We start from the raw sequence: 20507 nt of genomic DNA on the forward strand, positions 1-20507 counted from the left end.
GGTGCTGCAAAACGATGTTCGGCTGCCCGTTAGTAGGCCGTTAAGAAAAAAATGATTACCTTTGGGGCGAAATCGTAAATTTTAAAAAAAGAATATGGCGGATAAGAATAATCATTTAGTCATCATGGCTGGTGGCGTGGGCAGCAGGTTTTGGCCCATGAGCACAGCCGATTGTCCGAAACAATTTATTGACGTGTTGGGGGTTGCCAAATCGCTGCTGCAACTCACTTTTGAACGCTTCCAAGGCATTTGCGCGCCTGAGAATGTGTGGGTGGTCACCAACAAGAGCTATTATGATTTGTGCAAAGAGCAGCTGCCCGAAATCCCCGCAGAAAACATCCTGACCGAACCGTGCCGACGCAACACCGCGCCTTGCATTGCCTATGTCAGTTGGCGCATCAAAACGCTCAACCCCAAAGCCAATGTGGTGGTGACGCCGAGCGACCACGTAGTGACCAACACCATAGAGTTTCAGCGCGTGGTGGCGTCGTGCTTGAAATTTGCGGGCGAGACCGATGCTATCGTCACCTTGGGCATGCGTCCCACACGCCCCGAAACAGGCTATGGCTACATTCAGGCCGACCTTTCGGCTTCCTCGCCACGCAACCATGAAATTTATCGCGTTGACTCGTTTAGAGAGAAGCCCGATGCCGAAACGGCCTTGAAATATATCCGCGAAAACAATTATTTTTGGAATGCAGGCATCTTCATCTGGAATGTGAGCACCATTGTCAACGCATTCCGCGTTTATCAGCCGGCATTATCGCGCATTTTCGAAGGCATGGAAAAGCTCTACGGCACGCCCGCCGAGCAAGAAATGATTGATGCGCGCTATCCTGAGTGCGAGAGCATTTCGGTTGACTACGCCATCATGGAAAAGGCCGAAGAAATCTTTGTTTGCCCCGCCGATTTCGGCTGGAGCGACTTAGGCACATGGGGCAGTTTGCTGGCACAAAGCAGAAAGGACCTCTATAACAATGCGCTGATAGGACCGGACATCGCCGTTTTCGACACCCACAACTGCATCATCCACACCCTGCATGAGAAACAGGTCATTGTGCAAGGGCTCGACGGCTATATCGTGGCTGAGAACGCCGGCAAGTTGCTCATTTGCAAACTGTCTGAAGAACAACGCATCAAACAATTCTCCGAACAACAATAAATTTAGCAATATGAAAGAAAAAATAGCGCTCATCACGGGCATCACGGGGCAAGACGGCTCCTATCTTGCCGAGTTCCTATTAGAAAAAGGTTATGAGGTGCATGGCACCATCCGTCGCTCGTCGGTAGACTTTCGCGAGCGCATAGCCCACCTCGAAGGGTTGCCCCATTTTCATCTGCATTATGCCGATTTGGGCGACTCGATGAGCATCTTAGGGGTTATCGGGCGCACGCGTCCCACAGAAATTTATAATTTAGCTGCCCAAAGTCATGTGCAAGTGAGTTTCGATTCGCCCGAATTTACGGCCGATGTCGATGCCGTTGGCGTATTGCGCATTTTGGAAGCCGTGCGCCAATTAGGGCTCACCGAGCAATGCCGCATCTATCAAGCCAGCACCTCGGAGCTGTATGGAAAAGTAGAGGAGGTGCCGCAAAACGAAAACACCCCCTTCCACCCCTACAGCCCCTATGCCGTGGCCAAGCAATATGGCTTTTGGATTGTGAAAGAATATCGCGAGGCCTACAACATGTATTGCTGCTCGGGCATCCTCTTCAACCACGAGAGTGAGCGCCGCGGCGAAACTTTCGTCACGCGCAAAATCACATTGGCAGCAGCACGCATCAAACAAGGAAAGCAGGATAAGCTCTTCTTGGGCAACCTCAGCTCGCTGCGCGATTGGGGCTATGCCAAAGATTATGTTGAGTGTATGTGGCTCATTTTGCAACACCCCACGCCCGAGGATTTTGTCATTGCCACCGGCGTGCAGCATAGTGTGCGTGACTTCTGCTATCAAGCATTTAAACACGTTGGCATTGAACTCGAATTCCAAGGCGAAGGACTCGACGAGAAGGGCATCGACAAAGCCACAGGGAAAGTGCTCATTGAAGTGAGCCCCGACTTCTATCGCCCCACCGATGTGGTCAACCTTTGGGGCGACCCTACAAAGGCGAAGGCAAAATTGGGTTGGAATCCTGCCAAAACGTCGTTTGAAGAGTTAGTACGCCTCATGGTCGACAGCGATATGGCCAAAGTGGCTTCCGAAGGGGCGGCCGAAAAGGTGAGAACCAATTTAGCCGAGTATTTAGAGAAAGGTATCGTGAAGTAGCACCTGCGTTTGAGGGCTGCCCACCGCATCTATACAAGTGCAAATATCCACCGAAGAGAGATTTCAATCAGGCTTTTCGGTGGGCTTTTCTTATGGCTTGCAAAGTTTTTGTTTTCTTTATGCGCACCATGCAGAACTATTGTTAGCCGCTCCCATCATTCATCACAAAAAAACAGGGGACGGCTTGCATCACTGCTATCCAGTCCCCTTCAAAAATTAGAGAGTTATAAAAAAAATTCGTTTATGCAATATCGTTATTTGTAATATTCATTTTTACTTGCGGCCAATGTGTTCTTCATTAAAGAACATATCGTCATGGGGCCAACCCCACCCGGAACGGGCGTGATGTAAGAACATTTGGGGGCTACAGCATCGAAACAGACATCGCCCGAGAGACGGAAACCACTTTTGCGCGTAGCATCAGCTACACGCGTAGTGCCTACATCAATCACCACAGCACCCTCCTTCACCATGTCGCCCGTCACAAAACCCGGCTGACCAATGGCTGCAATAATCACATCGGCCTGGCGACACTCGGCTGCAATGTCTTGCGTGTGGCTGTGACAAATGGTGACCGTAGCATCGCCATAAGCCTTCTGAGCCATCAGTTGTGCCATCGGTTTACCCACAATGTTGCTACGTCCCAGCACCACACATTTCTTTCCGCTTGTTTTGATTTGATAACGACGCAGCAACGTCATGATGCCCAATGGCGTAGCAGAAACGAAGCAAGGCAGACCAATCGCCATCCGACCAACATTAATGGGGTGGAAACCATCTACGTCTTTACGGTAGTCGATGGCCATGATAATCTTTTGCTCATCAATATGCGGCGGCAATGGCAACTGCACTATAAAGCCGTCGACAGTAACATCATGATTGAGTTTTTCAATACAACGAAGCAACTCGGCTTCGGTCACATCAGCCTCGTAGCGAATGAGGGTCGACAGGAAACCGCATTGCTCGCAAGCCTGGACTTTGTTGCGCACATACGTTTCGGAGCCGCCATCGTGACCAACAAGAATGGCAACCAAATGGGGGCGCTTGCGACCTTGCGCAACAATGTTTTGGACTTCAGCTGCTATCTCAGCCTTGATTTCGGCTGCCGTTACCTTTCCATCAATAATCTGCATCCGCTTTCTCTATTACTTGATTATTACTCTGCTTCCAGAAACCTTGTGACACAATCATTTAGGCATTCCCGGAATCTTCATCCCTTTCATGCGGCTCATCATCCCTGCCATTTGGTTTCCCGTCACCATCTTCATCATTTTTCGTGTCTGATCAAATTGCTTGATAAGCTTATTCACCTCTTGGATGTTGGTTCCCGATCCCTTAGCTATGCGCTGGCGACGACTGGTATTAAGAATTTCGGGATTGGTGCGCTCCTTGGGCGTCATGCTTCGGATGATGGCTTCAATGCTCACAAAAGCGTTGTCGTCAATATCCACATCCTTGATAGCCTTGCCAACACCGGGAATCATGCTGGCCAAATCTTTCAAATTACCCATCTTCTTGATTTGTTCTATCTGCCCCAAGAAGTCATTAAAATCGAACTTGTTTTTCTGTATCTTGCGTTGCAGCCGTTTAGCTTCCTCCTCGTCGAATTGCTCTTGCGCACGCTCTACAAGCGAGACAATGTCACCCATGCCCAAGATGCGGTCGGCCATACGGTTAGGGTGGAACACATCCAAAGCTTCCATCTTCTCACCTGTTCCGACAAACTTGATGGGCTTGGTAACGATTGTGCGGATAGAAAGTGCCGCACCGCCACGTGTGTCGCCATCTAATTTCGTTAGAATCACGCCGTCGAAATCTAAGCGGTCGTTAAATTCTTTTGCGGTGTTGACAGCATCTTGTCCCGTCATGGCATCCACCACGAATAGCGTTTCCGAAGGATGCAACGCTTCTTTCAAGGAAGCAATCTCGTTCATCATCTCTTCATCGACAGCCAAACGCCCCGCCGTGTCGACAATCACCACATCGTTTCCTTTTGCTTTTGCCTCTTGAATGGCATGCTGGGCGATGGCCACAACATCTTTATTTTCGGGTTCGGCGTAGACCGGGACTTGAATCTGTTCACCAACCACCTTCAACTGTTCAATGGCCGCCGGACGATAAACGTCACAAGCCACCAACAATGGTTTCTTATTTCGTTTTAACTTAAGCAAGTTTGCCAGCTTTCCGCTGAAGGTTGTTTTACCAGAACCTTGCAAACCACTCATGAGAATAATGGCAGGATGGCCTTCTAAGTTTATATCAACAGCCTCACCTCCCATCAAGTCGGCCAGCTCATCATGGACAATCTTCACCATCAGTTGGCCAGGCTTCACGGCCGTGAGCACATTCATACCCAACGCCTTTTCTTTTACTTTGTCGGTGAAGTTTTTAGCGACTTTAAAGTTTACGTCGGCATCGAGCAAGGCTCTCCGCACATCCTTCAACGTAGAGGCAACATTAATCTCGGTAATTTGCCCCTCACCTTTCAATATTTTGAATGAGCGCTCTAATCTATCGCTTAAATTCTCAAACATATCTTTTAATCTTTTTTATAATTCTCTTTGTACTGAATTCGCTCTATCACGCATTAAAAAGCTAATTCGGCTATAGTTGTTGCAAAAATACATAATAAGGTGGAGATTAGCGAAGGTGCATTTTGTTATTTAAAAAAATTAAGGTTACTTGAATTACCCCAAATAAGATGGCTCTAATCGGGAAGCCAAAAGCGTGCGACTAAGGGCAAATGGTCGCTAAACCCTGCCGAATAACGCCGCCCATAATAGGTGCGGAAAGGTCGCACGCCTCCATAAATATCATCGGCAGTCAACAGGAAAGGGGCATCCATCACTTGGCATTGACGGAAATAAGGTTTCAAGGTTTCGCTGCACAAGATATGGTCTAAGCTGTCCCAAACGCCTTTATACTTATAGGTGCCTTTCGCACCATGCGTTCCTTTTGCATCGGCAGAGACATCAACCAACTGGTGACGCAAAAGATACTGAAGATTTTCATCCTGCGCATAATCGTTGAAATCGCCTAACACGAGAATTTTATTCGTGGCGGAATGAAGACGGATAGAGTCAACCACTGCAACGATTTGTTGTGCCACTGCCCGACGATTGGGACGCGTGATACGTTCGCCTCCACTGCGACTCGGGGCATGAACAACCAAGAGATGCAGCGTGTCGCCCGACAACAATTCACCGGCGGCATAAAGCAAATCGCGCGTGGGACGCATGCCCCGAATGGGGTTCACACGCACCGCATGCCACCTCAACAAACGAAACGAATAGGGCGAATAGAGCAGTGCCACATTGATGCCTCGCTCATCGGGCGATTGTGTGATGAGATAGTTGTAATGCGCCTGACGGAAGGGCGAACGCTTCGTTAAATCACGCATCACCGAATCGTTTTCAACTTCACACAACGCAATGATATCGGGCAACTGCCACGCCTTTTCCTCGCCACCACAAGCCATTAGGGTTTGCCCCACATGCCGCAGCTTTTTCCAATAGCGTGCAGTGGTCCAATGGTACGCGCCGTCAGGCAAAAACTCGGTATCGCGCTTGGGCGGCTGATGCTGCGTGTCGAAAAGGTTTTCACAGTTCCATTCCACCACCGTGAAAAGACTTAAAAGGATGGAAATAAAGTTGAGCATACCCATTGCTGTTGGCCCTAAGGTTTCACTTCGCCATTAATAACTTGCAGTTGTTGACGCACACTCTCTTCATGAATATGCTCAAACACTTCGGCCGCAAATTGCGCGCTCATGCCACACAGACGAGCCTGCTCGCCGCGCTTTTCCAAGATTTCGTTGTAGCGATTGGTTTGCAACACTGCCAAATTCTGCTCCTTTTTATACATCCCAATCTGCCGGCAAACCTGCATGCGCTGTGCCAAGAGCATCATGAGCTGATTGTCGATGTCGTCAATCTGCGCGCGCAGCGGTCGCAAACCCTCATCCACAGCGCGCGTGCTGCGCACCACCAAGGTTTGCAAAATCTGGTGCAGCATGGCGGGCGTCACCTGCTGTTGCGCATCGCTCCATGCCTCCTGCGGATGGCAATGGCTCTCAACAATCAAGCCGTCGAAGCCCAAATCCAAAGCCTGCTGGCTCAACGGCGCAATGAAGTCGCGGCGCCCACCAATGTGGCTGGGATCGCAAATGAGGGGCAACTGGGGAATGCGGCGGCGCAACTCGATTGCGATTTGCCACATGGGCAGATTGCGATATGCTTTCTTTCCATAGCTCGAGAAACCACGCAGGATGGCACCCAGGCGCGTGATGCCCGCACGATTGAGTCGTTGCAAGGCACCAATCCACAATTCTAAGTCGGGATTAACAGGATTTTTCACCAACACAGGTACATCCACGCCACGCAAACTGTCAGCCAAGGCCTGCATGGCAAAGGGATTGGCCACGGTGCGTGCACCCACCCACAACACATCGATGCCATGCTCCAGGCACAGTGCCACATGCTCGGGCGTTGCCACTTCGGTGGCCGTGAGCATGCCCGTCTGCGCTTTCACCTGCTGCAACCACGGCAGCGCCACCTCACCCACGCCTTCAAAGCCCCCGGGTTTGGTGCGTGGTTTCCAAACACCTGCTCTAAAAATGCGGCAACCACATGCTGCCAAATCACGAGCTGTGGTGAGCACTTGCTGCTCGGTTTCGGCCGAACAGGGACCTGCTATCACGCACGCAGACTGCTGGCCGCCGCTGGGCAAATGAAGGGGAGTTAAATGTAGTTCTGTCATCATTTCATTGATTAAAAAACGCTCTTTGCATCTCGAAACTAAAACCGAATGGCGAAGCCCTGCCTATTACGGCTACACTTCGCAACCTTCTGTGGCCATTGCAAGCGTTTTGTCGTTGCAAAATTATACATTTTCTGGGGTTCAACCAAACCTGCGACCGCTTTCCCTACCCGCTTCTCTACACCTTATTTTATCCTATCAACTCCACATGTCCACGCACGGGCATAAGGTTATGCCAGCACTTCCCCACTTCGGCTGAGCAAAAACAATCGAAACTCCCCTGGCATCTCGTGCGTTTTTACCAAAAACAATCGAAACTCCCCCGGTATCTCGTGCGTTTTTATCAAAAACAGTCGAAACACCCCCAGCATCTCGCGTGTTTTTATCAAAAACAGTTGAAACTCCCCCGGTATCTCGCATGTTTTTATCAAAAACAGTCGAAACTCCCCCGGCATCTCGCATGTTTTTACCAAAAACAGTCGAAACTCCCCCGGCATCTCGCATGTTTTTACCAAAAACAGTCGAAACTCCCCCGGCATCTCGCATGTTTTTACCAAAAACAAGCGATTGTCATCCCCCGAAGAGGGAGTTTACGTCCGGTTGGGGTTCGTATCAGATTCGGAACGACGCAGAATGGTTTCAAACAGAATTTTATAAACAAGGAACTTTATAACTTTTCAATGACTCCACATTTGTGCAGCCACAGTTTCCTATTATTCGGTATAAAATTGAATGAGCCGGCGAATGGCACGTTGGCAAACCGGACAAAACTCAGGATTTTCGTTGGTGCGCATGCGGCAATCAATCATGGGACGATAGACGCCGTGCAAAGCATAGCCTCCTCCTTCGTAGACGCCCACCTTCTGTTGATTTTTTGTAACCTGAGGCGTAGGAATAGGCGTATGAGCGGGGAGCATGTCCTTCCACTTCTCGTCGAAATGCACCAGAGTTGTGAGATTGGGTTCCCAAGGTTCAACATCGTGCGGATACATCGGAATTTGCTCGTTGGCATAGCCATATTCATCGGCCAAACCTGCAAAGCTGTGCCCAAACTCGTGCACCACCACCGGTCGCGTGAGCCGATGATGCGCCATGGACAAATTATAGGAATTGAGGATGCCGCCACCGCCATAATGGGGTGTATTGACTAAGACAATGATGTGTTCATAAGGGATTCCGGCGAGTTGATCGTGTAAATCTTTCAAATTGAGTGTGGTGAGATAACGTTCACTATAAAATGTGTCAAAATGGCTGCTCAAAGCCGTTCGCTTCCAAATGCCTTTTGAGGGTATGCTGGTTCCGCTATCAACGGATGGTGCTTGCACGGCCACTATTGAGAACCGGTCTTTGAGACTTTTGAAGGGCTCATGGGCGAAGATAGCATCCATGGAAAGCGTCGCATCGGCTATGAAAGTAGACATCTCGCTGGGCTGATAGCCCTCGGCAATAAATGCAATATGAATGCAACGAGATGTGTCCTTGGGCGCTAACAACTGCACAAAAGGGGTGCGGTGTTGCTCGCCAATGCGCCGAATCAGTATATCCTTGGGCGACACTTGGTGTGTGAAGGCTGTCATAATGGTTCGGCGATTATTATAGAGTTCGAGGGTAATGTCCGCAGTGTCTTTAGGCATAGGCACCAAAAACACATTTTCAAAACTCCGCGATGTGTGCTGAGCCTCGTCATAGCTGAGCCATTCTTGGAAAAGGGTTGAAAAAGATTGCCGATAGATTTCCTTACCCGAAGCATGATGCCGCACAATCACTTGTCCATAGCCTTCCACGGGCACCTGTGTGAGCCGTTGACGCTTACCATACCAACGAGGCAATCGGTTAAGTTTATCAAGCGTAACATGCTGTTCATGCACATTGCCCGCAAAGGTGTAATCGATACGTAACGTTGCATCTTCAAAGTAATCATTAAACTGTTGTGCATGAGCTTGTAGACCAAGCACACAAATCAAGAAAAGTAGAAATTGCTTCATCTGCTATATAGTTCTATTAATAGTCGCTGAATGTAAGCACGGTCCCAATCGGCTTCATGCAACCGCTCTTCGCCATATTTCAAAATGTCAATATCCATTTCAATGCAGCCCGCCTCGCGCTTCTCTCGGCTGTCACCGCAGCTGGCCTCGATGGCCTTGAACTTGGTTTGCAATTCGCACAACATCAGCGACGTGGTGGCTCGACCGACGCAGTTGAGATAGGTCCCCGGAAATTCGCCGATAGCCGCTGTTAATGCTGATGAAGAAAATTCTATATCGCGGAGAAGATCGTGCAAATGTGCCTGAGCCAATCGCATGTTCTCCTGCCGATGATGGTTTGTTCCTAAAGCCAAAATGAGTTGCCGTTTCTTAGACATGGTGCAAAACTACTAATATTTGATAAAAGAAATCCTGTTTTATTGTTATTTTTTGCATAATACGTAATTTTGCGCACATGATAAAAAAATGCTTCCTTTTCCTTTGTATCGCAATCCCCTTGCAAATGCAAGCACAAATGCGATGGAATTCTGTCTATCAAAGTTACATTGACCAATACAAGAACTTGGCTATCGAAGAAATGCTGCGCTATAATATCCCGGCAAGCATTACCTTAGCACAAGGATTATTCGAAAGTGGTGCCGGACGTAGCGAACTCTCCATTAAAGGCAACAACCACTTCGGTATTAAGTGTCACGATTGGACAGGGGCATCAGTCTATCATAACGACGATGCTGCGAACGAATGTTTCCGTTCCTACGATAATGCACTGCAAAGCTACGAAGATCATAGTCGTTTCCTCAAGCAAAACAGTCGTTACCGCAGTCTGTTCCAGCTCGATCGGACGGATTATAAAGGATGGGCACGCGGATTAAAGGCCTGCGGATATGCAACGAATCCACAATATGCCGACAAGCTGATTGAGCTCATCGAACTCTATAAACTCTACACTTTAGACCAAGCAACAAGCTATGACAAATTCATGGCTAAACGCGGAGGCACCGACAAACCTGCCAACAACGGTATGTTATTGCACCCCATACACCTCTATAACAAGAACTATTATATCATTGCCCGGTCAGGCGATACGTTTAAGAGCATTGGCGATGAAATAAATATATCCTATCGAAAAATTGCCAAATACAACGAACGCAATAAAAACGATGTTCTAAATCCTGGTGAGGTCATTTATCTTAAGAAGAAACAGAAGCGGGCAGAAAAGCGATATAAAGGCCGTCTACATATTATTCAACCAGGAGAAAGCATGTACACCATTGCACAACATTACGGCATACGGTTAAAGAGCTTGTACAAATTAAATCAACTCACCCCCGATTATCAAATACAAGCCGGTATGCCGCTCCGCCTATATTAAGTAGAAATAAAGACAAATATCAAGCAATTTTGTATTCGTTGGTCGGCTCTTCAGCCCTTTACAGATACGGATGTGTACCAAAAAAAATGTACTAAGGCTTGTATATCTCACTAAGAAATGCTAAATTTGCAACCGATTTAAGCAAATAAGGCTGGTTCCGTAGCTCAGTTGGATTAGAGCAATAGCCTTCTAAGCTGTGGGTCTTGGGTTCGAATCCCAACGGAATCACCACCACAAGCAAAAGAGGATTTTGGAAACAAAATCCTCTTTTGCGTTTAGAAGGAGCCACTTGTGGCCTAATTAGCACATTTAGAGGAGTTTATGCTTGATGTTAAACCCCGTGACTAATGGGAAGTAATGGGAGCAAAAAGGAGCTCTCGGGAATAAAATGTGTTACCAATTTGTGTTACCAGAACACAGAATGTACGCGAGTTCGGGATAAGAAAATTGCTTAAAAAGTTGGTAATCTCGCTATTATTTTGTAACTTTATAGCTGTGAATCAGTAACTTATAAAACAAATATAGCGATGACTACCAAGGACAAAGTTACAGAAATATTCTGTATTATCGATGAGTTTGACAAGAATTTGGATGGTGAGCTGAAAAGAAACCTGCGTTTACCCGCCCATAATGGTAATGGGAAACGTTACAGAAATCGTAAAGGAAGGCTTTCCGAAAGTGAGGTGATGACGATTCTTATATGCTATCATTTCGGTACCTATCGCAATTTTAAGGAGTATTATCAGAATTGTATCTGCGGCTACTTCCACAAAGAGTTCCCCAATGCGGTATCCTATAATCGCTTTGTAGAGCTCATGCCTCGTGTATTCTGCAAAATGAGGCTCTTCATGAGGCTCTATGCTTTCGGCAAGTGTACGGGGATAACGTTCGTTGACAGTACAATGATTCCCGTATGCCACAACGTAAGAAGGTATTTCAACAAAGTCTTTTCGGGGCTCGCCAAGAACAGAAAAGGGACTATGGGCTGGTGTCATGGCTTCAAACTTCACCTGCTTTGCAATGATTCAGGTGAGGTAATCACATTCTGTCTTACCGGGGTCAACGTGGATAACAGGGATAGCAGGGTGTGGAATGTATTTACAAAGGTGCTTTATGGGGAGGTCTTTGCTGACAGAGGATATATCAAGCAAGAACTCTTCGAAAGCCTATTCACTCAAGGTATTCTGGGCTCGTTCATGGCTTGAAGGCTAAAATGAAGAACAAGCTGATGCCGATGTGGGATAAGATTATGTTAAGAAAGCGGTACATTATCGAGTGCATCAATGAACTTTTGAAGAATAAAGCTAACCTCGTACACTCGCGACATCGCTCAATACACAACTTCATCATGAACCTATGTCCTGCCCTTACTGCCTATTGCTTTTTTGACAATAAACCTGAGGCGCTACCTGTTTATGTCGAAAAATCAAAGCAGTTAGAACTATTTACATACTGATCTTATCCCGAACTCGAGTAAAATATGAAGCAGTTTTTAGTTATCTTGGTTGCCTTCATGGGATTGTGTGGCAGCCTTCAGGCACAGAAAATGTATAAGAATATTGAGGTAGACTCGGCTTCGGTGAGATATATCCGCAACGCAAGGCCCACGGATAGCTACATCTTTGACGAGAACAGGCGCAAGGATGTGGTATTTGTCAACGAGCAAGTGACAACGCATCTGCTGATGCCAGAGAATATTAAGCTTGTGGACATCTCGACAAATAAGATAGTGGGCAACCAGTGTACGGGCAATATCGTACGCATCAAACCATCGGGAAAAATGTATGACAATGAGCTGGCGGGTACCATTACCGTTATTGGGGAGCGGCACATCGTACAGCTCAACGTGGTTTATACTACCGGCCCTGCCAAAGCCAGCTCCATCTACCGTATCAAGGCAGAGGACATGAGCAAGTATGAAAATCCCGACGTGACGATGCCACGCAAGGAGATGACGGCATACGCCTGGGCGATCTTTGCCAGTAGGCCGCAGAAGCATATCCATTCCCATGAGTATGGCATCAGGGCTACGGTGAATAACATCTACAGTGTCGGCGACTACTTCTTCCTCGACTACTCGCTCTACAACGACACAGAGATGAAGTATGACATCAGTGAGGTGCGTATCAAACTGGAGGATAAGAAGGAACTCAAAGCCACCAATTCGCAGTCCATAGAGTTGACTCCCGTTTATTCGTTCAATACGGCGAAGAGTTTCAAGAAGGCGTATCGCAACGTGCTGGTGCTCGACAAACTGACCTTTCCGGAAGAGAAGGTGCTGAAGTTGGAAATTGCGGAGGAACAGATTTCGGGGCGTGTCATCACGCTCAACATCAACTATAAGGATATTCTGCACGCTGATGGTGTCAGCGAGCAGATGGTATCATACCTACCTGTGTTTTAATCATCAAACCAAATCGTCATGGCTGTAGAAGAGACAAGGGAACAACAACAGATCTACAACACGTTCAGGAGCTATATCTATCTTTTCCTGATTGTAGAGTTGATCATGAATCAGCCTATCACGGCGGATAACCGTGTGACGGGGTTCATCCTGGAGTTGATAGCCCGTTTCAAGATCTTCAACAATGTGGCATCATGCAAGCTCATCGAACTCATCTGCATCGGCGTGACATGTATCGGTACACGTCCACAGAAGGCGCTGAAATTCAATGTCAAGACAATGGTGCTTTATCCTATCGGCATCGGCATCACGTTTATTGCGCTCTGCATGATGTTCCATAAGGGCATCTGGGGTGGACTACTCTTCGGTTTCCCGACTAACCGTGTTCTCTACGCCATGACTTCCATCATCGGCACAATGCTCCTGCATCAGGGGCTGGATGGTATCTCACGCTACTACAACTACAAGTTAGGTGAGGATCGATTCAACTTTGAGAATGAGTCGTTTCAGCAGTCAGAGGAACTGAATGAGAATCCGTACTCGGTCAATATCCCGATGATTTACTATTTCAAAGGACGGATGCACAAGGGCTGGATCAACATCATCAATCCCTTTCGTGGCACCATCGTACTGGGTACGCCCTGGTTCTGGTAAGTCATTCGGCATCATTGACCCATTTATCCGCCAGCATGCGGCCAAGGGCTTTGCCATGATGGTGTATGACTACAAGTTCCCGACATTGGGAAAGACGCTGTTCTATCAGTATTGCAAGAACAAGAAACTGGGCAGGTTGCCGGAGAACTGTGGCTTCCACATCGTCAACTTTACCGATGTGGAATACTCCAACCGAATCAACCCTATCCAACGGAAGTACATCCTTGACTTGGCGGCGGCAGCAGAGACGGCAGCGACCTTGCTCGAATCGCTCAACAAGGGTGGCGACAAGAAAGGTGGCTCTGAAGCGTTCTTCCAGAACTCGGCCATCAACTTCCTCTCTGCCATCATCTATTTCTTCGTGAACTTCCATCCTACGGGTTTCAAGGACGGTAAGAAGCTCACAAGGTATATCAAATACAAGGGCAAGAAACTGAAGTTGGTTACGAAGAACTGGCACGACTACAGGGCGGTTGATAAGGACGGCAACACGATACTGGACTTTGTGGATGAGTTGAGCCACGATGTGTCGGTGGATGAGGATGGCATGTTCGTGGACTTGAATGACTTTACCTATACGAGCCGTAACGGACAGCGGGTGCATATCACTTCGTCCTGGTATGAGGATGAGCAGGGGCAGGTGATGGAACCTGACACCATTACCGGTGAATACTCGGATATGCCGCATGTGCTTTCTTTCTTAGGCAAGCAGTACAGCGATGTGTTCGACATTCTGATGCAGGACCAGAAGATTCTCTCGCTCATGGCTCCGTTCCAGTCGGCTTATACCAACAAGGCGATGGATCAGCTCGAAGGTATGGTGGGTACGCTGCGTGTCAATGCAGCTCGTTTGATTTCGCCGGAAGCCTATTGGATTTTTACAGGAGATGACTTCGACCTGAAGATTTCTGACCCTGCCAGTCCTTCGTATCTCGTGATTGCCAACGACCCGGAAAAGGAGCAGATTGTGGGTGCGCTGAATGCCTTGGTGCTGAACCGTCTCGTTACCCGTGTGAACAGCAGAGGGAATATCCCTGTTTCCATCATCGTGGATGAGTTGCCGACCTTGTACTTTCATAAGATTGACCGCCTGATAGGTACGGCGCGTAGCAACAAGGTGGCAGTGACACTAGGATTTTAGGAGCTGCCACAGCTGGAAGCAGACTATGGCAAAAACGGCATGCAGAAGATTATCACCACCTGTGGTAATATCTTTATGGGTGCTGCCCGTAACAAAGAAACGCTGGAATGGGCACAGAACGATGTGTTCGGTAAGGCGAAGCAGACTTCCAAATCTATCACCATCAATGACCAGAAGGTTTCCACCTCTATTTCTGAGCGGTTGGACTTCCTCGTTCCGGCAGCGAAGATAGCGGATATGGCCACGGGTGGCTGGCTGGTCAGTCAGCACGTGACTTCACTCCGACCGAAGATGGTATGATGCAGGGTTTCGACATCGAAAAGTCGGAGGAGTTCAAGACTTCCAAATATTTTTGCAAGACACACTTCGATATGGCGCAGATTAAGAAGGAAGAAAGTCTGTATGCCGACCTGCCTAAAATCTATCAGTTTACCTCAAACCGTGAGAAAGAGATTATGTTGGGGCGTAATTTCAAGCGGGTCAATGACGAGGTGGATGCGATGATTGCAGAGCTGTTGGGCAAAGAAAACAAAGTGATATGATCCTCGTTCAAGGTAAAGGGTTGTCAGGTAGCGCATTGAAGATAATTGAATTGGTGTCCATGACATTAGACCACATAGCCTATTACCTAATGGACAGTGGCTTTGCCTACGATGCCATGCGAACGATAGGTAGGATGGCGTTCCCTATCTTCGCCTTTCTGCTGGTGGAAGGATATGTGCATACCCGTTCCGTGAGGAAATATGCGCTGAATCTTTTTGTCTTTGCCCTTGTGTCGGACATTCCGTGGTGGCTACTGAATCATGACAATACACATAATGTGTTCTTCACCCTGCTATTGGGACTAGTGGCAATGGAGGGCATGAAAAAGATAAACAATAAGCCATTACTTTGGTGTGTCCTGATGGCAGCCGTTTGTGGAATGGCCACATGGGTACACGTCGATTACGAGTATTCCGGCATCCTGCTGATCTGTGCGTTCTATATCTTTCGGGCGAACGACTTGACGAAAAGCCTTTTAGCCACCCTCTTCCTGTACCAGTACGGTGTGATTGGGCTTTGGCTGGGATTGGCTGTTATCCATTGTTACAATGGAGAGCGAGGATTCATCAAGGGACAGTATGCAAAGTATATATTCTATGCATACTATCCCTTGCATTTGATGTTATTATTCGTCCTTATCTGCTTCCTTCGGTACTAAAAGGGTCAGCTCTTCATGTATTTCTGAGTATTCGGACTTTGCCAACATACCCTTTATTATTGGTATGCTTACTGAAATATCCTTTGTCAGAATACCAATATAGAACTGTTTGTTTTCAATTATTATCTTAACCGAATCGGCATTATCATAGTTTGGCTTTACAAAGTGAGTTATCAAACCACTTGCGTAGTTTTTATCCATGTCAGCACCCAACAATGGCAACAACTTTCCAAAAAGAATAAATGAATCAAGTCTACAATCCTGTTTAAAAAAGAATTCATTAAGTTGCGTTCTCAGAAATTCTAAAAGTAGGGGCTTATTAGCTATTGATATCAATAATTGTAAAACATTACTGCTCCCAATGTTAGGGTGCGTATTCTGCCTTATGCCATCTAATGCATACGTTAGTTCCTTTGTTAATACTTTTCTAGCATCCTCAGAGACATTAGTGTCCAAGAATGTTTCTATAAATGTTTTCCAGTACTCGTCTATCCTATCATATGCAGGATTAAATAAAAAGCCTTTCTGCTTGTCGAGTAATGCATCAAAGCCTAATTCTACTAAGCTTTGACTAAAATTGCCCCAATTATCCTTATATACTTGCATCATGCTCTGAGGCAAGTAATTCGCTATATTACTTTTGAACGATGCATTAGAACCTGTAGGGTCTATCCAATCCAACGTTTGAATATCATCTAGTCGCAGGATAATATCAGAGTATTCTATACCTAATTTGTCTTTAATAGAAGTAATATTCTGGGCTATATAAGGGTATGGAACTTTAGTTCCCTTGCGTTGCAATATTATATACTTATTTAGTAAGTTGTAGGCACTTCCTTCTGCCCCTAAATATTGTATTAATTTAGAGTAATCCATGTAGTTCTCAATACATTCGCAGAGACAGGGCACATTTTCCTCTTTAAAGTTTGAAACATCAGTACCATTTGCTAGAGACATAGCCACAACATCTTCATAACCGATCTTTTGATGCGCATCCGGTGAAGATAAGCACGTATTGATTATACTTGAATCAAATTTAGCTACTACTTCTTCTCCACATTGCGTGAAAACTCTGTTAATATAGGCTGCAGCAAATATCTGTTTCGTTATCTTCTTCTGCCGTATACTATATTGCGTGTTTTCAAAAAGATGATCAAAGGAATAATACTCATCGTCTTTGATATATTTTATAGTTTCTGCACTATCATTATTCCCCTCTTGCACCTGCTCAATAAGTAATGTGTTCAGTTCTTCATTAGAGGTTTTTAATTTATAATCAGGATAACTTTCCTTTGCACAAAGAACATAATTTTGGAACTCTTTAGATGATACTTCTTTTGGCTCTAATAGGTTTTTTATATCTAAGGTTGAATGAGCCTTTGAAAGTGCAGTTTCAAGACCTGACAAAGCTTGATAATACTCCTTACCTCTATTTTCATGTTGTTGAAGTTCATTGCAAAGGTGAGCTGCAACGCTTTCCAAGCGCCTCTTACTACAGTGAAGAAGCAATTCACGATGGGAAGAGTCGAAAGTTGGTTTATCGAATTGTGTCCTACACATCATATTGGCGAGATAATCCCATTTTTTCTTAATTATGTTTTTCTCTTCATCATTAAAATTAACGGTGTCGAGGCTTTTTAGACTTTGTATGGCTTCGTCAATATGTTGTTTAATCATATTCTCATTAGAAAGAACTTTTTCTAGTATTGATACAAAATTTGTATGATTAGATAATTCTAAAATAGAATCACCTTCTCCGATTTTCACCCTCAGAGTTCTTAACATTGGCAACTCTGCAGCTTTTTCAATATCATGTAGGCCATAAGCAAGTTGACATAACTTTGCCCTAATGTATTCTGTCTCTGGATAAAAAGATGTGACACCTTCAAATATCTCATCACCAAGAAGGTTTTCTTCTAAGGATTTACCATTGTATAAGATTTTTTCTTTCTTTAAGATAAATAAAGCTATTATTTGCAATCTTATACCATCCTCATCAGGCCATTGCAATCTCATCGCAACTAATTCATTTACGAAAGATATTACAGTACGTGGATTGGCAATGGGATGTATTTCCATAAATACAAGACAAATGTGCCCTTGATCCTTTTCTCCTTTTCCAAACGCTTGCTCAAAATACGTATTAAATAGTTTCTCATAGTCGGTTACAACTGGCTGAGGAATGTTATATGTTATAGGAAACGTCTTGTCTATGAAACGCTTTATACGATCCTTATCGGCATCCTCATTAGTCCCGCCATTGGATATAGCTTGGCATAGATGTTGATAGTCATAAGGGATTATTACCCAAATATTTTCATAATCTCCACCAGCAAAAAATGTATAGATTGAAGACCACAACTGCATTACTTTTTTAGATGGTAATCGATCCATATTATCAAATACCACAATAAGTTTCTTTTTAGATAGTTTGGTTTTAGAAAAATAATCTGATAGTGAATCTAACCAATTCTTGAATTCATTAACTGATGGCTCCTCGCTACTTGTGAATTCTTCATCTATTTTACTATCTTCTTTCTGAGATATTAACCTTAAGGCCCACTCCCAATTATTATTCCTGTAGCGATGATACAAAACTAATGCGGTGCCAATTAAAATAGGGATTAAATTTATACCAAGGGCTAACCATAAAGTTATTGTACAATCATCCATTAAACGTCCTGTAATGACGTTTAATATACCATACAATGCAATTAAGAGAATGCCACAAACGGAAGCAGAACTTAGACGTGGAATGGATCTCGTTATGGTCGTTGACTTATTTGAAAGTAACAGGCTTAGTTGGTCTCTCCAATCTGCATAATTGTCTTTACCATTTCGCATACGGATTGACACCTTACCTCTCAGCACATTATTGTCAATTAAGTCATTAGTAAGGGTTTCAAGGATAGAACGCCTTTGTAAATCCTCCTGATGCCCCCATGCATCATAAGTAAACGTATAATAACTGTTTTCTGACAATTCATTGTCTATCATTGACACGACATTAGACTTTCCAGCCCCCCATCCCCCTTCTATCCCAATTATACGTGGAATATTGCCGCCTAACTTTTTATCGGGCTCAGAATCAATGGACTTGATATATTTACATATATTTCCCGCTAGTTGCTCCTGTGTATGCCCTTCAAAACAATCAATTCCTTTGGGGCTGTCAGAAATAAAGTGGGGGTATATATTTTCGTTTAACATAGAATATTTTTTGTGTTATCGATCTTTTGTTTTTCAATTATCAGAATGTTCTCCTTTACTAGTATCAACCAAACGGACTTCGTCAAACTTCTCTTTCATCGTTGGATTATTATAGGTCAGTTTCTTTATGGTCAGTTCGTCTGCCTTCTTGTTCGCTAAACGAAGATTATCTTCAGAACCGACCAAGGCTTCACGAACTTTCTGTAGATGCTTGATGGACTCGTCGATCTGGGCAATAGCCACGTTAAACTTCTTACTTGCCAGTTCATAGTTACGACTGAAACCGTTGCGGAACTCATTGAGCTTCGTCTCAAAGTTAGTCACATCTACCGACTGGTTGCGGGCAATAGCCAACTGACGCTTGTATTCCACAGCATTTCTGGAAGCCTTGGCAAGAAGCGAGATGATAGGCATGAAAAACTGAGGACGAACCACGAACATCTTTGGATAGCGGTGGCTCACATCCACTATACCTTTGTTATATAATTCACTCTCTGGCTCCAGCATACTCACTAAAACGGCATACTCACAGCCCTTGGTTGTGCGGTCTTTGTAAAGCTTGTCAAAAAAATCCTCGTTCTTATGTTTGGTTGCTGTCGTATCTGCCTCGTTCTTCATCTCAAACATAATGGAAATATATTCCGTATCGCCGTCAAAGTCACGGAAGATAAAGTCGCCCTTGCTTCCGCTGCTGGCATCATTGTCCTTCTCGAAATAAGCATTAGGATATAAGCCGAGCGAACGGGCGTTATCAAACTCATTGTGGCAATGAATTTCGAGGTCCTCACCAATCATCTTGGTTGACTGTCGGATCTTGAAATCCTTGTAACGCTCAATCTCTTCCTCCTTGTCTTTGAGACTGCGCTCATAATATTCCTTTAGGTTTTTCTCGTTGAGTGCAGCCTTCGCCTCATTCTCTGTGAGTTTGGCTTCCAGTTCAATGATGCGTTGCTGCTTCTGCTGGATAGTTCCCCGCTGTGCGTTCTTTTCCTGAATTACAGCCAGTTCCTGCTCTTTCTCTTTCTGTTGCAGGGAGGCTTCAAGAGCAGAGATTTTCTTGTCTCTCTCGACTACTTTATTTTCTATTTCCATTTGCTTGCTACTCTGGAGACTGTTAATCTGCTCTTTTAAGCGAACGATTTCAGCATTCTTATCCGAGAGCTGTTCCTTCATTTCGAGTTGCTTGGCCTGAGCAATGCTGTTGAGACGCTCATTCAGTCTGGCTATCTCAGTATCTTTGCCTGCAATCTCATTATCCTTTGCCGACAGCTTATCCTTGAACCCTCGTTCAGATGCTAACAGAGCCGCTTCCTGATCCATCTTCTGCTGCTGACGGAGTTCAGCAAGTCTTTTGCTTACTTCTGCGTCAAAGGCATCGTTCTTAACCTGGTTAAGGATAGAAGCATAATCAGCTTCATCAACGGTGAAAATAGCACCGCACTTGGGACATTTTAGTTCTTTCATAAACAACTCATTAAAGTTACAATGCAAAGATACTTATTGAGTGTGCAACCA

14 protein-coding genes, 1 tRNA gene and 2 pseudogenes are annotated in these 20507 nt (G+C 45.5%); 8 read left to right on the forward strand and 9 right to left on the reverse strand.

What is annotated here, in order from left to right; translation table 11 throughout:
- Window positions 1–94: 94 nt before the first annotated feature.
- Together HMPREF9431_RS04015 and gmd are read left to right on the forward strand one after the other, a co-directional pair.
- Entirely contained in the window at window positions 95–1162 is a 1068-nt protein-coding gene (locus HMPREF9431_RS04015) for a mannose-1-phosphate guanylyltransferase (protein WP_004379850.1), read from the forward strand.
- A 10-nt stretch (window positions 1163–1172) separates the two neighbouring features.
- Window positions 1173–2267, forward strand: a complete 1095-nt coding sequence (gene gmd, locus HMPREF9431_RS04020) for a GDP-mannose 4,6-dehydratase (protein ID WP_004379851.1) — start codon at window positions 1173–1175, stop codon at window positions 2265–2267.
- Between the two features lie 254 nt (window positions 2268–2521).
- On the opposite strand, the gene folD is transcribed toward gmd, so the two are convergent.
- The 7 genes from folD to HMPREF9431_RS04055 all read right to left on the reverse strand — a co-directional run bounded on the left by folD (window position 2522) and on the right by HMPREF9431_RS04055 (window position 9387).
- Window positions 2522–3400: a bifunctional methylenetetrahydrofolate dehydrogenase/methenyltetrahydrofolate cyclohydrolase FolD gene (gene folD / locus HMPREF9431_RS04025; RefSeq protein ID WP_004379852.1), complete on the reverse strand. Its 879-nt coding sequence runs from the start codon at window positions 3398–3400 to the stop codon at window positions 2522–2524.
- Window positions 3401–3454: 54 nt separating this feature from the next.
- The gene (ffh, locus tag HMPREF9431_RS04030; RefSeq protein WP_004379853.1) at window positions 3455–4801 is read right to left on the reverse strand and encodes a signal recognition particle protein; all 1347 of its coding nucleotides are present in this window, start codon (window positions 4799–4801) and stop codon (window positions 3455–3457) included.
- A 173-nt stretch (window positions 4802–4974) separates the two neighbouring features.
- Window positions 4975–5931 carry an endonuclease/exonuclease/phosphatase family protein gene (locus tag HMPREF9431_RS04035; protein ID WP_004379854.1) on the reverse strand — a complete coding sequence of 319 codons (957 nt, stop codon included), beginning with the start codon at window positions 5929–5931 and terminating at the stop codon, window positions 4975–4977.
- 11 nt (window positions 5932–5942) lie between these two features.
- Window positions 5943–7025 carry a bifunctional 3-deoxy-7-phosphoheptulonate synthase/chorismate mutase type II gene (locus HMPREF9431_RS04040; RefSeq protein WP_004379855.1) on the reverse strand — a complete coding sequence of 361 codons (1083 nt, stop codon included), beginning with the start codon at window positions 7023–7025 and terminating at the stop codon, window positions 5943–5945.
- A 198-nt stretch (window positions 7026–7223) separates the two neighbouring features.
- The gene (locus tag HMPREF9431_RS04045) at window positions 7224–7571 is read right to left on the reverse strand and encodes a hypothetical protein (RefSeq protein WP_040560821.1); all 348 of its coding nucleotides are present in this window, start codon (window positions 7569–7571) and stop codon (window positions 7224–7226) included.
- 167 nt (window positions 7572–7738) lie between these two features.
- Window positions 7739–9010 (reverse strand): M64 family metallopeptidase, encoded by a 1272-nt coding sequence (locus tag HMPREF9431_RS04050; RefSeq protein WP_004379857.1) that lies wholly within the window; start codon window positions 9008–9010, stop codon window positions 7739–7741.
- The gene (locus HMPREF9431_RS04055; RefSeq protein ID WP_004379858.1) at window positions 9007–9387 is read right to left on the reverse strand and encodes a 2-amino-4-hydroxy-6-hydroxymethyldihydropteridine diphosphokinase; all 381 of its coding nucleotides are present in this window, start codon (window positions 9385–9387) and stop codon (window positions 9007–9009) included. The genes HMPREF9431_RS04050 and HMPREF9431_RS04055 overlap by 4 nt, the downstream gene beginning before the upstream one ends.
- Before the next feature lie 77 nt (window positions 9388–9464).
- On the opposite strand from HMPREF9431_RS04055, the gene HMPREF9431_RS04060 reads away from it, so the two are divergent.
- The 6 genes and pseudogenes from HMPREF9431_RS04060 (at window position 9465) to HMPREF9431_RS04090 (ending at window position 15782) form a co-directional block, all read left to right on the forward strand.
- Window positions 9465–10382, forward strand: coding sequence for a glucosaminidase domain-containing protein (locus tag HMPREF9431_RS04060; protein ID WP_004379859.1), 918 nt, complete (start codon window positions 9465–9467; stop codon window positions 10380–10382).
- Window positions 10383–10535: 153 nt separating this feature from the next.
- Window positions 10536–10613 (forward strand) — tRNA-Arg (locus tag HMPREF9431_RS04065).
- Window positions 10614–10909: 296 nt separating this feature from the next.
- Window positions 10910–11838: pseudogene (locus HMPREF9431_RS04070) on the forward strand (IS982 family transposase).
- 24 nt (window positions 11839–11862) lie between these two features.
- Window positions 11863–12786 (forward strand): conjugative transposon protein TraN, encoded by a 924-nt coding sequence (traN, locus tag HMPREF9431_RS04080; RefSeq protein ID WP_004379862.1) that lies wholly within the window; start codon window positions 11863–11865, stop codon window positions 12784–12786.
- A gap of 18 nt (window positions 12787–12804) precedes the next feature.
- A pseudogene (locus tag HMPREF9431_RS04085) lies at window positions 12805–15123 on the forward strand (type IV secretory system conjugative DNA transfer family protein).
- Window positions 15120–15782 carry a TraX family protein gene (locus HMPREF9431_RS04090; RefSeq protein ID WP_004379867.1) on the forward strand — a complete coding sequence of 221 codons (663 nt, stop codon included), beginning with the start codon at window positions 15120–15122 and terminating at the stop codon, window positions 15780–15782. Before HMPREF9431_RS04085 ends, HMPREF9431_RS04090 begins: the two are co-directional and overlap by 4 nt.
- Here HMPREF9431_RS04090 and HMPREF9431_RS04095 read toward each other — a convergent pair.
- Window positions 15750–18992, reverse strand: a complete 3243-nt coding sequence (locus HMPREF9431_RS04095; protein WP_004379868.1) for a P-loop NTPase fold protein — start codon at window positions 18990–18992, stop codon at window positions 15750–15752. The two genes, HMPREF9431_RS04090 and HMPREF9431_RS04095, sit on opposite strands and share 33 nt — an antisense overlap.
- Window positions 18993–19025: 33 nt before the next feature.
- Window positions 19026–20456: a DUF2130 domain-containing protein gene (locus HMPREF9431_RS04100; RefSeq protein WP_004379869.1), complete on the reverse strand. Its 1431-nt coding sequence runs from the start codon at window positions 20454–20456 to the stop codon at window positions 19026–19028.
- Window positions 20457–20507: the final 51 nt, after the last annotated feature.

It is taken from the genome of Segatella oulorum F0390 (assembly GCF_000224615.1).
Lineage (GTDB): Bacteria > Bacteroidota > Bacteroidia > Bacteroidales > Bacteroidaceae > Prevotella > Prevotella oulorum.

What these genes read in the sequence shown, in the direction of transcription:
- HMPREF9431_RS04015 (WP_004379850.1), top strand. Translation starts at nt 95, where the DNA reads ATGGCGGATAAGAATAATCATTTAGTCATCATGGCTGGTGGCGTGGGC.
- HMPREF9431_RS04035 (WP_004379854.1), bottom strand. Translation starts at nt 5,931, where the DNA reads ATGGGTATGCTCAACTTTATTTCCATCCTTTTAAGTCTTTTCACGGTG.
- HMPREF9431_RS04100 (WP_004379869.1), bottom strand. Translation starts at nt 20,456, where the DNA reads ATGAAAGAACTAAAATGTCCCAAGTGCGGTGCTATTTTCACCGTTGAT.
- HMPREF9431_RS04040 (WP_004379855.1), bottom strand. Translation starts at nt 7,025, where the DNA reads ATGACAGAACTACATTTAACTCCCCTTCATTTGCCCAGCGGCGGCCAG.
- HMPREF9431_RS04095 (WP_004379868.1), bottom strand. Translation starts at nt 18,992, where the DNA reads ATGTTAAACGAAAATATATACCCCCACTTTATTTCTGACAGCCCCAAA.
- gmd (WP_004379851.1), top strand. Translation starts at nt 1,173, where the DNA reads ATGAAAGAAAAAATAGCGCTCATCACGGGCATCACGGGGCAAGACGGC.
- HMPREF9431_RS04045 (WP_040560821.1), bottom strand. Translation starts at nt 7,571, where the DNA reads ATGCGAGATGCCGGGGGAGTTTCGACTGTTTTTGGTAAAAACATGCGA.
- folD (WP_004379852.1), bottom strand. Translation starts at nt 3,400, where the DNA reads ATGCAGATTATTGATGGAAAGGTAACGGCAGCCGAAATCAAGGCTGAG.
- traN (WP_004379862.1), top strand. Translation starts at nt 11,863, where the DNA reads ATGAAGCAGTTTTTAGTTATCTTGGTTGCCTTCATGGGATTGTGTGGC.
- HMPREF9431_RS04090 (WP_004379867.1), top strand. Translation starts at nt 15,120, where the DNA reads ATGATCCTCGTTCAAGGTAAAGGGTTGTCAGGTAGCGCATTGAAGATA.
- HMPREF9431_RS04055 (WP_004379858.1), bottom strand. Translation starts at nt 9,387, where the DNA reads ATGTCTAAGAAACGGCAACTCATTTTGGCTTTAGGAACAAACCATCAT.
- HMPREF9431_RS04060 (WP_004379859.1), top strand. Translation starts at nt 9,465, where the DNA reads ATGATAAAAAAATGCTTCCTTTTCCTTTGTATCGCAATCCCCTTGCAA.
- ffh (WP_004379853.1), bottom strand. Translation starts at nt 4,801, where the DNA reads ATGTTTGAGAATTTAAGCGATAGATTAGAGCGCTCATTCAAAATATTG.
- HMPREF9431_RS04050 (WP_004379857.1), bottom strand. Translation starts at nt 9,010, where the DNA reads ATGAAGCAATTTCTACTTTTCTTGATTTGTGTGCTTGGTCTACAAGCT.